The organism is Cellvibrio sp. 25HG11W-0 (assembly GCF_057815475.1).
In genome coordinates this window covers 2968773-2982824 of the sequence record NZ_CM174230.1, presented here as the reverse complement: position 1 = coordinate 2982824, position 14052 = coordinate 2968773, and the positions used below count along the sequence as shown (strand labels likewise).

The 14052-nt window shown below is 50.0% G+C and carries 11 protein-coding genes; all 11 read right to left on the bottom strand.

Annotated features, from left to right (window positions below):
- Position 1: 1 nt before the first annotated feature.
- Positions 2-1276 (bottom strand): DUF4150 domain-containing protein, encoded by a 1275-nt coding sequence (locus tag AC0KUT_RS12510; RefSeq protein WP_488830351.1) that lies wholly within the window; start codon positions 1274-1276, stop codon positions 2-4.
- Entirely contained in the window at positions 1266-2591 is a 1326-nt protein-coding gene (locus AC0KUT_RS12505; RefSeq protein ID WP_488830349.1) for a DUF2169 family type VI secretion system accessory protein, read from the bottom strand. The genes AC0KUT_RS12510 and AC0KUT_RS12505 overlap by 11 nt, the downstream gene beginning before the upstream one ends.
- 18 nt (positions 2592-2609) lie before the next feature.
- On the bottom strand, positions 2610-4865 hold the full coding sequence (locus tag AC0KUT_RS12500; protein ID WP_488830347.1) for a type VI secretion system Vgr family protein: 2256 nt from the start codon (positions 4863-4865) through the stop codon (positions 2610-2612).
- Between the two features lie 12 nt (positions 4866-4877).
- Positions 4878-7721 carry a type VI secretion system ATPase TssH gene (gene tssH / locus AC0KUT_RS12495; RefSeq protein WP_488830346.1) on the bottom strand — a complete coding sequence of 948 codons (2844 nt, stop codon included), beginning with the start codon at positions 7719-7721 and terminating at the stop codon, positions 4878-4880.
- A gap of 12 nt (positions 7722-7733) precedes the next feature.
- Positions 7734-8603 carry a hypothetical protein gene (locus tag AC0KUT_RS12490; protein ID WP_488830344.1) on the bottom strand — a complete coding sequence of 290 codons (870 nt, stop codon included), beginning with the start codon at positions 8601-8603 and terminating at the stop codon, positions 7734-7736.
- 31 nt (positions 8604-8634) lie between these two features.
- Entirely contained in the window at positions 8635-9708 is a 1074-nt protein-coding gene (gene tssG / locus AC0KUT_RS12485; protein ID WP_488830342.1) for a type VI secretion system baseplate subunit TssG, read from the bottom strand.
- Entirely contained in the window at positions 9705-11579 is a 1875-nt protein-coding gene (tssF, locus tag AC0KUT_RS12480; protein ID WP_488830341.1) for a type VI secretion system baseplate subunit TssF, read from the bottom strand. The genes tssG and tssF overlap by 4 nt, the downstream gene beginning before the upstream one ends.
- Complete coding sequence (gene tssE, locus AC0KUT_RS12475; protein ID WP_488830339.1) at positions 11576-12103, bottom strand: type VI secretion system baseplate subunit TssE; 528 nt, start codon at positions 12101-12103, stop codon at positions 11576-11578. The genes tssF and tssE overlap by 4 nt, the downstream gene beginning before the upstream one ends.
- 2 nt (positions 12104-12105) lie before the next feature.
- Positions 12106-12912, bottom strand: a complete 807-nt coding sequence (locus AC0KUT_RS12470) for a type VI secretion system accessory protein TagJ (protein ID WP_488830337.1) — start codon at positions 12910-12912, stop codon at positions 12106-12108.
- Positions 12913-13206: 294 nt separating this feature from the next.
- Positions 13207-13632, bottom strand: coding sequence for an STY0301 family protein (locus AC0KUT_RS12465; RefSeq protein ID WP_488830335.1), 426 nt, complete (start codon positions 13630-13632; stop codon positions 13207-13209).
- A gap of 9 nt (positions 13633-13641) precedes the next feature.
- Positions 13642-14034 (bottom strand): BPSL0067 family protein, encoded by a 393-nt coding sequence (locus AC0KUT_RS12460; protein ID WP_488830332.1) that lies wholly within the window; start codon positions 14032-14034, stop codon positions 13642-13644.
- Positions 14035-14052 lie beyond the last annotated feature (18 nt).

Genomic DNA, 14052 nt, shown 5'->3' with positions numbered 1-14052 from the left:
ATTATTTCGCCGCTACAGTGAGCAGAGCATTGTGTTGCTTTAGTTCGCTAAGGGTTTTGGGGGATTTATCCAACATCAGTAATTCAACAGGGCCATAGGCGGTGGTGTTTTTTACATTGGTGTCAAGGGTCATTCCCTTGCCGGTAAATTCTTCCCAGGCAGCGACTTCGCTGGCGAGTTGATGTCTAGCAAGTAATAAGTCAGTTTCATCGTCGGCAAAACCTTTGCTTTCGGCAAAAGCTCTCATCTTGTTTTTATCTTTCGTGTTTATGTCTTCTGCACTCACGCCCTTCGCAAATACATAATACTTAGGCGCAAAATCCTCTGCGAGTACCTGTTGGGTGATTTCTGGAGGCACTTCGCTGATTTGTGGGTTTTCGGCCAGAAGTTTTTGTAAATTGCTGTTGGTGGGGATGATAGTTTCTACATCAGCCACGTCACTCATTTTATGTGTGTCGATGATGAGAACGCTGTAGTTTTTCTTGGGGTTGTGACGGGTGCCAAAGGCATTGAGCAATGCTTCCGCATCAGTATCGCCATGTTCCACCATGGAGAGCGGTGCCATCCAAGAGATGGTTGCGCCATGTTCGCGTACTTTACCGATATAGCCCTCGTCTTTGGCATAGTCTGACTCTATAACCCGCACGGCAAATTGTTCTGGTGCGCCGCTGTTAATGACCGCCTGTTTATCTGCTTGAGTGTAGGGTGAGGCGGGCAGAGGTTTGCCGGCTTGCTTGGCGGCCATCACCGCGGGTGCGGCATCTTGCAATTTTTGTGCGGCTTCGCCCAGGGTTTTGGCGAAAGTAACACCTTTTGGTGTCGGTGCCGCAGAGGGCGCCGTTGGTGCTGCTACCTCGTTCATTTTGTCGATAGTTTCTTGGTTGTGTTGCACCGGTTTATTCGGTGCTAAACCCGAAGCTTTGCCATTCATCCAGAACATGTCGCCGTGGCGAAGGATGCGCTGTTTGTCGGCATTGACGGTGGAGCTGTGCTGGCCGCCTCTGAACGAGGCGGTGCCGCCGACGGTGCTGGATTTTATGCCTTTTTGTACCCCGGGCTGATCACCGGTAGTGGTGGGTATGTAGCTGGCGAGGGTAATCAGAGGCGTGCTATTTGCGCGTACATGAGGTACTTCTTTAGTGGCGCTGCCGCATTGTGCAATGATCGGATAGGGAATGGGGACTACGGCACTGCCTACAGGGGTTTTGCATACATCCGGCACCATGCTGATAACAAGCCATGCGCCGTCTTTTCGGGCGGTTAAATTATTGGGCATTTGAGGTTTCCTTTCCTTGTGTGGGTGTGCGGCTTTGCCATTTCAACAAGGGGGCTGTTGGGTCTGTTTCAAAGCGCGCTTCAAGGCTGGTGATTAAGGGGGTCTTGGGGATGCGACAACGCCAAACCACTGTGAGGGTGTTGGTGTCGGTATCCAGCACCAGGGTATCGATAAGCATGGGCAGCGGCAGCGGCGTGCCGTTTTCCAGACGCGCCATGACAAAGGCACGGTGTCCGGGCAGCGCCATTTGCACATAGCCCTTAGGGGCCAGCGTTGGGTTAAACAGGTGCCAGGCTTCCAGTACAGCATCTGCACTGGGCCAAGGCGCCTGCTGATCGAGCGGTGCGCAGTTCCAATAGCCTTCATCAAAATCTGTTGGGAGCAGCGGCCAGCGCTCTTTTTCCCAATGTTCATCATAGGTGCCACTTAAGCCGATGCGCGGTGCCCAGCTGCGGGCAATAGGCCCGAAGCCGGCGGGTTGTAAGGGGTATTTCGCAGCGGCAGCAACGATTTGTTGTGTGTTGACGATTCCGTCGGGATGTTTGATGAGTAGTGGTTCTTTGAGTGTGTCTTTGGGATAAAAAATACTCGGCGCCAGCATTTGCTTGGGTATCTCTTTACCCGCTTTACGCAGGCTGCGTTCATAGCGTTTATCGAGCCAGCCAGCGCCTAATGGATTGCTAAAACACACCTCGTTTAAGAGCCACTCGGGTTGGGTTGCGTCAGTGGCATGTGCGGGGTTAGCGACTTGGCAGCTGCCACCAAAGGCGTTTTCCCAGCGCAAAGGAACCTGTGTTGCAGTTTTGGCTCGCTGTAATTTCCAGCCTAGAATCCCCTGCTGAAATACGCCTTGTGGAAGAACCTTAAGGGTTTTTTCCAGCACGGGGGTTAATGCTGCAGGGCTTGCCTCAGTTCTGCTGTGCAGGCGAATTTGAATCGGCCAGCTGTCAGTGGCTTTACCCTGGGGGGCGTAAGCATTGCCGATGACCAGCAGATCACAGCGGGGCTTAAAAGGGGCTAAATCGGTTTCTTGACGTAGGCTGTAGTGGTAAAACGGTTTGCTAGCCGCGTTTTGTTGTTCATTGTCACCTTTATTTTTAGCGCTCGGGTTTATCTGATCCTCACCCCAATAGTCATCCTCCACGTGCAATGGCTGGGGTTTGAGGTCTTGCACCTCAAGTTGTGCTGCACCCGTTGCGGGGTTAATGGTAATCCCATAACCCACGCGCATCACCACGGTATCGCATTCACGCCCTTTAAGATCAATTGATCCAAAGCAAAGCGCAGGAAAGGGCGTTAAATTGGTCATTTGCATTAATACAACGTCCTTGCCTTAGTTCAGGTCGATATCTTTGCCGGTGATTTGCATGGGGCCACTGGCCTCAAGCGTAATGTCGGTACCCACCAGCGTAATCTTGCCGTCGCTGTTCATAATGAGCGCCGCCTTGCCTACCTGTAAGGTGATGCTTTTACCCGCTTCCAGTACTAGGTTTTCACCGGTTTTAAAGGTGGTGTTTTTGTTCACCTGAGTGTTTTTACTGTGCCCAACTTGCTCGCTCTGGCTTAAGGCCACAATCGTGTTCATGGCGGCGCCGACGTTGAGGCTGTAAAGCAACCCCACGTTATCCATCCGTGCCAGTCCCACGTTGTGCATACTGGTTTTGTTGATAGTTTCCTTTTTGTGGCCACTGACATTAACCGTGGCATTTTTGCCAATGCTCAGGGTGTCGCTTTTACCAATATCGGTAGTGCGATTAGCACCAATGGTAATGGTCTCGTTCTTACCTACCGTTTCGGTACGGTTATCGCCAATACTGATTTTTTCGTCTTTACCCACATCTTCACTGCGGTTGTCGCCAATGCTGATGGTTTCATCGTGGTCAACGCGCTCTTTGCGGTTGCTGTGGATGGTGATGGTTTCGTTGCCATCAACTTCTTCGGTGCGCTCTTTGTGCACGGTGATGGTTTCATTGCCATCGACGGTTTCGGTGCGGTGGCGCTTGATGTGGTTGGTTTCATCGCGGTCGATGGTTTTGGTGCGGTCGTTACCGACCCAATGGGTTTCATCGTGCTCGACTTCAATGTCTTGGTTGCGTTGGGCGTGCAGCCAAATTTGTTCTTGGCCGATTTTGTCCTCAAAGCGAAAGGCGTTGGCGTCTTCCCAAGTACCCTTAGGGGTAGAGCGGGTTAAAAAGCCGGATTGGGTGGCGTTGGCCGGTAATGCCCAGGGCACCGGCTGCAAGTTGTTGTATACACGGCTGGTAATCACCGGGCGATCGGGGTCGCCGTTGAGGTAATCAATCAACACTTCTTGGCCGATGCGCGGTACGTGCATGCCCCCAAAACCCGCACCCGCCCAGGGGTGGGAAACACGAATCCAGCAGGAGCTGTTCTGATCGTTGTTATCGTAGCGATCCCAGTGAAAATGCACTTTCACGCGGCCGTGTTCATCGGTGTACAACTCTTCGCCCGGTGGGCCGGCAACCACGCCGGTGTCTGGCCCTTGGCTGACGGGCTTGGGTGTTAAACGTTCGGGACGATAGGCTTCGCTGCTGCGATGGGCTTCAATGTTTACCTGCATCACAAACGGCGATGAATCGCTATTGGCTTCGTAGTCGTTATCCTGAAAATCGTAATCACAGGCGAGAATCAGGTATTCCTGATTATGGTGTGCCTGCGGGTGCAGTGCGAGGCTTAACAAATAACCGGGTGCAACACCGCGCGCAGAGGCTTTACCGTAACTGCGTTGATGGGGGCTGCGCAGTTCTTCCATGCGCACCTTGGCATAGCCATCGCCTTCATCCACATGGGGATAACTGCCGGGGAAATCGTACACATCAAAGCTGCCAAAGGGATGGCTGGCGGCTTGCACACGGTTGGTGTCGAGCAGCGCATTGGCTTGCAAGAAGTTGTAATCCCGCGCTTGATAACTGCCGGAAGTGACGCTGCCGGCGCCATGCCAGAGGTCAATAAAATCTTCATTAGGACGCGAGCTACCGGCTTCGCGAAAGGGCAAGCTGGCATAAGCAGGGGTCGGGCTGGCAAGGCCGATATCATCGGTCATCACTAAAGTATGGGCACCGGCACTGTGTTCAAAATAAAACCAAATACCTTCGTGTTCGAGCATACGCATCACGAAGTTGGCATCGCTCTCGCGGTACTGCACGCAGTATTCCCAGGTGCGATAACGGCGACACAGGTTAAAGCGAAACTCAAAGGGATAAGCCCCCAGCACTTGCTTCACCATGTCTTGCACGGTCATGTTTTGATAGATGCGGTAATCCTGCCGACGGGTGGCGTACCAGAGCCAAGGGCGCAGGGTGGCTTGATACAAATAATGCCGACCCTGTTTGCCGATATTGCGAAAGGTGGTGCATTGGCCGTTGAGGTGGCGCTGGGCGCCGCCTTCAAGGGTGACATCCAGGGTCATGGGTTGACCGAGTAGATCATTGGGCTGAATGCTGCCGCTAGGGCTTTTTAGAATGAGATCAAAACTGAACAGTTCAGACAGCGCTTCGCGCCCGCGCAAGCTGGCAAAACGCAACTGGTCGGCGGGCAACGGGCTGGTGAGGTTGTATATACGTTCCATGGTAAAACTCCTTTATACCGCTTCCGGGGTGGCCAGCTCATTGGCTTGAGTCGGCTCGACGTTGTTGGGTAGTGCGATTAGGGGCTCTGCTGAGATGCTTATATCCCTTAGCGGCTGAGCGGCTGCAGGCGCAAAGCGGTAGCTGAACTCACCCTGGTCGGCACTGAGGTGAATCTCAGTAAGGCTCTGGCCATCTACCATGCGGGTTAACAGCTCGCGGCTAATCACCGGCAGCAGGCTGTGAGTGAGAATGGCGTCGATCATGCGACCGCCGGATTCCACCTCGGTACAGCGCTGAATAATCAAATCAATTGCGGCCTGATCGTAGCTGAAGTTGATGTGGTGTTGCTCACCGGTGCGCTGCGCAATGCGGTTAAGTTGCAAGCGAACGATTTTGGCCAGGGTGTCATGATTGAGCGGGTAATAGGGGATTACCACCAAGCGCCCTAAAAAGGCCGGTGGAAACACCTGCAACAAAGGTTCGCGCAAAGCGCTAGCCATGGCATCGGGTTCGGGCATTAACTCTGGGTCGCGGGTGAGGTTGGTGATCAACTCAGTGCCGGTGTTAGAGGTAAGTAGAATCACCGTGTTGCGAAAATCTATCGCGCGACCTTCGCCATCTTCCATCCAGCCTTTATCAAAGACTTGAAAGAACAGTTCATGTACATCGGGGTGGGCTTTTTCCACTTCATCTAACAACACCACGGAATAGGGCTTGCGGCGTACCGCTTCGGTGAGTACACCACCTTCGCCATAACCCACATAACCAGGCGGTGCGCCTTTAAGGCTGGAGACGGTGTGTGCCTCTTGGTATTCGCTCATGTTGATGGTGATGAGGTTTTGTTCGCCGCCGTAGAGGGTTTCTGCCAGTGCCAAGGCAGTTTCGGTTTTACCAACGCCGGAGGGCCCGACCAGCATAAATACCCCAATCGGTTTGTTGGGGTTATCCAAATGGGCGCGCGCGGTTTGAATGCGGCGGCTGATTTGCTCAAGGGCGTGGCTTTGGCCAATAACGCGCTGATCCAAATGCTCGGCCAATTGCAATACGCTGCTGATTTCATTGCGCACCATGCGCCCAACGGGAATGCCCGTCCAATCGGCGACCACTGAGGCAACGGCGGTTTCATCGACCGCTAACAAAATTAAGGGACTATCGGCCTGTAACTCGGTCAGCGTTTGTAAGCCTTGTTGATGGCGCGCTAAGAGTTCGTCCATAGCGCTGGCAGAGGGAATGATTGCGTTTAGCTCTGCCGTTTGAGCCTCGGTACGATTGGTTTCGGGCAGTGCAAGCTGTTGCTTGGCAAGGCGGATTTCATTGAGCTGCTGACGCAGTTGCAGCAGTTCATCGACTAAGGTTTTCTCAGCCTGCCAGCGCGTTGTTAATTCGGCTTCGCGAGCGAGGGCGGCATCGAGTTGAGTTTGACACTCCTCGGCGCGGGTGGGGTTAGCTAAACCCAGTGCTGTTTCACGGGCAATAATGTCGCTTTGAATACGCAGGCCAGCAATGTGGCGTTGACAGTCTTCCAATTCAGCAGGGGTAGCATGCTGGCTTACGCCAACGCGCGCGCAGGCGGTATCCAGCAGACTGATGGCTTTATCCGGTAACTGACGCGCGGGAATGTAGCGGTGCGAGAGTTTTACTGCCGCGGCAATGGCATCATCGAGCAATAGTACGCCGTGATGTTTTTCCAAACTGGCGCTAATGCCACGCAGCATATCGATGGCTTTGGCTTCGTCTGGCTCACCTATTTGCACGACTTGAAAGCGGCGGGTTAGGGCTGGGTCTTTCTCTATATATTTTTTATATTCGCTCCAGGTGGTGGCGCCAATCGTGCGCAGAGTGCCACGGGCAAGCGCGGGTTTTAGTAAGTTGGCGGCATCGCCAGTACCTGCGGCACCACCGGCACCGACCAGGGTATGTACTTCGTCAATGAATAAAATGATGGGCTTGGGGCTGGCTTGTACTTCGTCGATGACTTGGCGCAGGCGTTGTTCAAATTCGCCTTTCATACTGGCGCCCGCTTGCAGAAGACCTATGTCCAACAACAGTAGGCTTACGTCTTTTAGTTGTGGCGGTACATCGCCTTGCGCAAGGCGCAGCGCGAAGCCTTCCGCGACCGCGGTTTTACCGACACCTGCTTCGCCAGTTAGCAGAGGATTGTTTTGGCGGCGACGCATAAGAATATCGACAATTTGACGAATCTCTTCATCGCGTCCGGTCACTGGATCAATTTCTCCATTGCGCGCGCGCTCGGTTAAATCGACCGCAAAGCGGCGCAGCGCTTCTTGCTTACCCAGTGCACCGGGCGCCATGGCGCCACTGGCTTCACCGGGTTCGCCAATTTGCAGGTGGCTGGCATCGCTGGCGCTTAATTGAGTTTCAGGTGATTCCTGAATAATCTGCATAAGTTCGCTGGTAAGTTTATCGGCCTCGATGTTTGCGAGGCTCGGTGAAACTTGCGCTAACTTTTGCTTGAGATTAGGGGTTTTTAATAGGCCTAACAGTAGCGTGCCGCTGCGCACTTGATTGTGGTTAAACATTAGGGTGGCATAGACCCAGGCGCGCTCTACGGCATCCTCAACGTTTGCCGATAGATCACTGATAGCATTTGCGCCGCTGGGGAGGCGTTCCAGGGCTTGGGTGAGTTCTGCAGCAATCGCACCGCTATCCAGTTGGTAGTGACGCACAATACGGTGCAAGTCACTATCATTGAGCTGCACAATTTGATGCAGCCAATGGACGAGTTCGACATAGGGATTGCCACGGAGTTTGCAAAATACCGTAGCTCCCTCGATGGCTTTGTAGACCAGAGGATTGAGTTTGCCGAATAGGGCGGTGCGACTGATTTCGCTCATAAATAATCCTTATTATTTAGTGGTGTCTTTTTTCTTGGTATTTTTCTTTTTACTGCGTTTTTTATTTTTTGGCGGATGAAGACGCTCGTAATCTTCGATAGTCATGCGTGCGCCAGTAAAGTAGTGGCCTTTGCGATCCAATTCATCGGTGATGGGGGTTGTTTCTGATTTGCTTAAATTCCATAAAGGGCTGTCGGTTGCTTTTTCCAGAATATAAGACAGCGCGATTCCATTTTTAAATACTCGCTCAATACCGTTGCGGTCGAGGCTGTAAAGTAAAATTTCATAGCGAATTGGCAGATTATCTTTGTCCCAAGTGGTTGGCACTAGGCGCGCATAATTTAATGAAGGTGAATCGGGCAGATGACCTAATACTCGCTCACCTAAGCCGGCTTCAGCGAGTAGGGGATAGTAGTTTACGATGTTGCGTCCGCGGCCTATATCTAATACGTGTAAAAAACGATAGTGTTTCCACGTAGTGGCGGAGAATAACCCTTCACCTAAACCCGAAAGTACGAGATAAGAAGTTTGCGGTACTTTAATTTCGATAAGACGCATGGTGTCAGCATTGAGGTGTGGAAAACTACCCCAGCGATTTGGGTTAATAGCATAGCGTTTTTTTTGGTATTCAATCGCACCGACCTCGCCTGTCTCACGTAAATAGATGGGTGCATCTTTATATTGAGGTTCGTGGCGCAGCATTTGATTAATTGCGCGAGTATCTACCCGCTCTGTCAGCAGTGTGGTGGCAACGCGCTCCATTTGCCAGACCCCGTCAAATGCTTGAGCTAAAAAAGGATCCGGATCTGGTGATGTTTGAGCCATCAGGGCCTGACTAAAAAATCCGATGATTAATGCGCAAATATGTAGCTTTTTTTTCATGATTTGAGTCATCTATAAGTTTAAGTGAACGTTAGTGGTGCTGATGCACAGGAAGTGGTTTTTGGTATTGATTTAATATATTTTCCGGATGCAGTATGACATCGTTTAGGTGTCCTTTTAATGGCGCTCGTTCCCCCAGCCAGCTGTTCCAACCTAGGTGTTTGTTTGGCCCCAATTGCATGCCGGCAGTTTGTCCATCATTGTGTAGAATGAGATGTAGATCCCAGCTGAGTTCGATACCAATGTAGCTGCGCACCCAATCCAACAGTTGGCGAAACTTGGGTTGAGTTGGCAAAAACTGGTTGTAGGCTGATTCTTTCATCGGGCCAAGATGAATGCGAAAGTGATGTTGGCGGTCGCGTACTTTTTTACCTAGTACCGCATCATAACCGAGCGTTGCGCCACTGAACCCGCCGAGATAGCTTCGTTGATCTTTCGGTAATTTGAGCCAATGACAAACAAACTGTTCGATTTGAACGGGCACTTTAAAATAGTTGGCGAGAATTTTTTCTAAACCTTCAGCGCTGCGGGTTTGTTGCACTAAATGACCTGCTTGATGCCAGCGGCCATGGTTAGCAATAGCGTCTGGTGTTTCATTGGGGTCAATGCCCAGGCCCGTGAGGCTGGCAAGGTGGCGGGAAAAATTATCTTCTTTTCGGTCTAAGCTCGCACAGGACTGCGCATTTGCCCAGGCGCGATAGAACAGCATAATTAAGCGATTGTGAAATAAATCGGCAAAGTCGCTGAGAGTGTAATCGCCATGGTGCGCCATGCGCTCTTTGACGTATTCGGTAAAGACCAAGGGCATGGCGCCATTGGGACCAAAGAGCCCGAAGCTATAGATGTTGAGTTTGGGTTTACGTTTACCGCTGTAGTGATAAAGCTTGGCAATAGTTGAAGTTGCAAAGGCACAGCTTGGTTCTTGGCCGAGTTGCAGGGGCTCTTGAATGTAGCGATGCGCGCGCCCTAGGCGAGGGTATTCGGGTATGCAGGATTCCACTTGGCGCAACAAACTAAATAAATCAAAGCCATAGGGGTTGGCCTCAATGGCTTGCAGTAAGGTTTGAAGTTTGTCGTGTGGGCCTGGGGTTAGCACTGCATTCATAAAATTGCTCTGCCTCCCACGCGTGCCGCCCAGTGGCCAATTTTTCCTCGTTGTGCACTAATCAAATGAAATTCGGTAAACGAATTAATACTGACGTGACGCGCGAGGTAGCGCTCTAAAACGGCACCCAACAAGTAGGGACTGGCGCCAGCAAAGGGAGTTTCATCAACTTCTATAGAGATTGCTACACCGCGCCCGAAAATAAGTGGCCCTGTGCCAGGTAAGCGACGCGTTATCGCGCTGAGTTCACTTTTAAGTAAGCTCTTGCTGTGGCGATTGGTAGCGGGATCGCCTAATGCGGTGTAAAGGCTCAATAATTCGCGCAAGGCTTTTGCTCCTTGTTCTGGTGTGTCATGCGCAAGGCTTTGATAGGAGAGATTGAGGTGGCTGATAAAGCGCCAGTGCATTTCACCTTCATCAATCGCTGGAGTCGGGCGCGTGGGGCCGTGAATGATTCGAATTCCAGCTATAGGTAGAGATTCCACTGGGGTTAAATCTTGCTCGGTTCCGATGGAAAGTAATAGCGGTAAATCTCTGTTGGTGCAGGTCATTTCTACACCAAGTTGACGCATGGTTTTACTAAAGGGTGCATCTTGCTGATCAACCAAGGATAAAAATATTTCTGATCCTTGATAAGTTGAGCGCGCGCCGTTGCGTTGAATTTTTTCAGATGCGAGTCGCGGTTCTCTGCGCATGGAAAAATAAGCTCCATGATTACCCTTGTCATCGGCATTGGTGGCATAGAAGGGGCGGAATTCCTCTTCAATGGTATTGTCCCGATCGAAACCTTCAGCGCGCTCTATGCTGTACACCTCGTAATCCAGCGGACGTTCGCGATCGGGTATCGCATGGAATTCATTACGTGTGTCAGAGAGTGGGATGCGGTCTGAGCGCATCGAGAGTAAATTAATCGCGGGCGTGCAAAAGAGCGCGAAACTATTCTGATCGACTATTTGTTCGAATTCTGCCGTGTCTTGATCAAGTAAAATCGCAATTTCAAATTGTTGGCAGGCATCGTATCGGTCTAAAAATTTCTTGATTCCATGGAGCATAAAAAAATGAAAGCGGCTTGGCATGGAAAAATATTCATGCAGTAGGCGATAGCCTTGAAAGCTTTGATTGGCGTAGGGTAAAAGTGCTTCGTTTTCATCAAACCCTTGGGGGGAAAGTGTATCCGCTGAAAGAAATTGCCACGCCTCGGTTTCAATGCGATCTGTTGGGCGTATAGCAACACCTAAATTATGCCCCAATATGAGCTCGTATAAGCACGAGGCTAATTGCTGGCCGCCACTGAGATGAATGGATATTTTGTCTTTTTCTTTGCCGGTATACAGCAGGGGCACATGGAGTGAGAACTGCATGCGCAGAATGGAAATTGGTTTTGATTTTACTTTGTGACGCAACAGTTTTAAATCTATGGGCATCGGTTGAAACTGTGCATGGGTAATTTTTAGTGGCAGTAATTCAACTTCATGCGCAGTGCGGAACTCACAGGGTGTTTTGCCGAGGACTGGCTTGGAACGCAGACGTGTGCCGCGGGCTAAGGTGTAGCCATTGCGTTGGTTGTTGGCTAGATCGCCTGGCGTCATGCGTACAATACACATTGAAGGGGTGGGCGCCAAATAATTTGGATAAACCACTTCAATAAGTCGTTGAATAAAACGTGGGAATTCCGCATCCATTTTTAATTGAATGCGTGCAGTAAGAAAACTAAATCCTTCCAGCAGGCGCTCAACATAGGGATCTGCGACATCTATACCGTTCATGGCCAAGCGCGAGGCAATTTTCGGATAGTGTTCGGCAAAAGTCTCACCTGCTTCGCGCAGGTAAGCTAATTCCTTGTTGTAGTATTCCAACATTTTTTGGTTCATTGGGCTGAGCCTAAAAGATCAGTTAGTTGCACCAAGCCGATTTCCAAATCTATGTGGCTGCGAAGCAAAAATTCTAGCGGGTAGGGCTCTGCCCACAGTTGCCCTTTTATTTCCAGCGATAATTGGTTTTTTGCGGCATAGTCATCGTTCATGGGCAAGGCATTCACATGTAAGCTCTCGGGTATGATCCGCGGCTCAAATGCAGTGAGTGTTTGCGCTATAGAGCGTGCAATCATACTGCGGTCATCGTCGACCAAATACTGCCCAGAAAGCGCCGCCACTCCAAAATTCAATACTGATTTTTGGGCGTGAGACGCTGCTGAAAAATCGATTGAGGATTCTGCATTGGTGGTGTTGAGCAACCAAGTCATATCGCGCAAAACACTGGCGCGATAGTCACGCTTATTCATACTAAACGTATTAAAAACTTCCTTTTTTTGTTGCGGATTGTGATCCGTCAGCCGTTCGAGCAAGCTTGGTAATAAGCGCGCGCCGCGTGCAGGTTTGATGGCAGTATGTTGCATGCTTAATTGCCACTTAGTTGCTGTAAACTACGGACAGAAAGCAGTGAAAACTCAACTTCATCTGCTATCAGCATTTTTTGACCTAACCCGGCCCAACTTTCTGCGCTTAGTGGCGTCCACTCTGTCAGTGCCGATAGCGCCAGTTGATCGTTGTTAGTGGCATGGCTAGCGGCATAGCGACTAGGTAGGAAACAAACGTGCTCTGACGCGTCGATTAAGGTAATTGTTGCTGGCATCCACACTAGATCGCGTAAATCCTTTGGTGGTTCTAGCGTCATTTGCTGGATTTGCGTGAAGGGAACCCAGTAATAGCTACCATTAATAAACAGTTCGCAGATAGGTCCAAGGCGTGAGTCGCCATCTGCGATCGAATTGACGATTTGATCATTAATTAAAAACTTGCAGGTTGGCGCCTGATTATATGCTTGTTGCTGTAATTCATCTGCTATCGCGGGTTGGTTGTTTGCTCGCGCCACTAAAGCTTCCGCAAGTAGATCTTGCCAAGGCTCCACTGCGGCTTTGGCGGTGGGTGCCCGTTGCCCGCTGAATACTTGCTCGCGAAAAATTTCTGCGCAAATTAACTCTCTATAGGTTTGTGCCATAGGGATGGATTTTGGATCCAATTGTGCAGTTGTTTGCAGTTGTTGTAAGCAGCGGTTCCACTGGCCAGAAATCATGAGCAGTTGAGCTAGATGTACTCGGTATTCCACTTTAGCTGGATTGCTGCGAATTGATTGATGTAGCTGCGATATTTGTAAGTCAATCGCTACATTATAGGTGGTGGATTCTTGGGCTGTTGTTGATTGCATTTGTGCAAATCCTAGCAGTTTTTAATTAAAGTATGAGAAATCTGCAAGCAGCTTGCTAGTCGAAAATCTGTACCCTAGTAATGTGGTTTGGGTGGAGGCTTAAGGGCTGGTCGCCAAGGTCAAGATAGCCTTGAGTAGCAATTTTCTTCTCGTTGCTATTGTTTAAACATTTAAGTGTTAAACATTTAAGTGTTAAACATTTAAGTGTTAAACATTTAAGTGTTAAACGCTTATCTGTAAAACTCTTATTAAGAAATTTTTTAACCTCTTTTGAGAGTTTTTTTGGATCGCCTACTATTTGCACGAAAAGGCAGTCAGCAATTGCCTTTTTCCGTTTGGCAGTGGTGCGAAGGTTGCTGTACAAGACGTTGCGGAGCGCTTTATTTTTTGGAAGAGAATGGCGCTTGTGTCTAAATAACTGCAGCCAACCCAAAAGGTATCTTTCGGGCCACGAACTAAATTCCATGTGACTAGGTCGTGCGTCTTAAATTCTTGTATTTCGTCAGGGACCTGTGACGAGTAATCAGATAAGGTTCCATTGTAAACGCTAACATTCTGTAGCTGTCGCTCACCCGTTGAGGTAACAGCGGACCATTTTGTTGTGTTCGTTGCAACCATAGGGGTTTCAGTTATGGATGAGGGGCATTGAATTTCGTAGGCCTCTGTAAAGCTTGCCGCTAACGAAAAAATAAAAACTGAAACAACAAAAATAACTTGCATTTTAAGGCCTCATTCAATTACATAAAAAGTATTGGCGTCATTGCTGCGCTTTGTGCCTTTTGGTCTGTTGAAGCGAATAGGACGTTGTTTAACTTCACCTTGTTGGTTCCACTGGTCTAGCACGACGATATTTTGATCGTTATGTTGTAAATAAATGGCTGCATGCCGTCCGAGTGAGTCTGTTGGATAGTTTCCATTGGTGTCGAAGGTAGCGATAGCTGTGCCTCGCGCTATTTCACCAAATTTGGCTTCTGATACCTTAATACCTTTTTTCCATAGGGTGCTCTGCGGAGCACTGGTTGCTTGCCGAACAAATTCGACACACTCAGTATTGCCCTGCGCGTTTACGTAAAGTCCCTTACCGAATACACTTTGTTCCGTCACTTTTAATTTGTAGCTCATTGATCAGAGTCCTTCTTG

Coding starts and splice junctions, on each gene's coding strand:
- tssF (WP_488830341.1), bottom strand. CDS start 11,579: ATGAACCAAAAAATGTTGGAATACTACAACAAGGAATTAGCTTACCTG.
- AC0KUT_RS12505 (WP_488830349.1), bottom strand. CDS start 2,591: ATGCAAATGACCAATTTAACGCCCTTTCCTGCGCTTTGCTTTGGATCA.
- AC0KUT_RS12470 (WP_488830337.1), bottom strand. CDS start 12,912: ATGCAATCAACAACAGCCCAAGAATCCACCACCTATAATGTAGCGATT.
- tssE (WP_488830339.1), bottom strand. CDS start 12,103: ATGCAACATACTGCCATCAAACCTGCACGCGGCGCGCGCTTATTACCA.
- AC0KUT_RS12490 (WP_488830344.1), bottom strand. CDS start 8,603: ATGAAAAAAAAGCTACATATTTGCGCATTAATCATCGGATTTTTTAGT.
- AC0KUT_RS12460 (WP_488830332.1), bottom strand. CDS start 14,034: ATGAGCTACAAATTAAAAGTGACGGAACAAAGTGTATTCGGTAAGGGA.
- AC0KUT_RS12500 (WP_488830347.1), bottom strand. CDS start 4,865: ATGGAACGTATATACAACCTCACCAGCCCGTTGCCCGCCGACCAGTTG.
- tssG (WP_488830342.1), bottom strand. CDS start 9,708: ATGAATGCAGTGCTAACCCCAGGCCCACACGACAAACTTCAAACCTTA.
- AC0KUT_RS12465 (WP_488830335.1), bottom strand. CDS start 13,632: ATGCAAGTTATTTTTGTTGTTTCAGTTTTTATTTTTTCGTTAGCGGCA.
- AC0KUT_RS12510 (WP_488830351.1), bottom strand. CDS start 1,276: ATGCCCAATAATTTAACCGCCCGAAAAGACGGCGCATGGCTTGTTATC.
- tssH (WP_488830346.1), bottom strand. CDS start 7,721: ATGAGCGAAATCAGTCGCACCGCCCTATTCGGCAAACTCAATCCTCTG.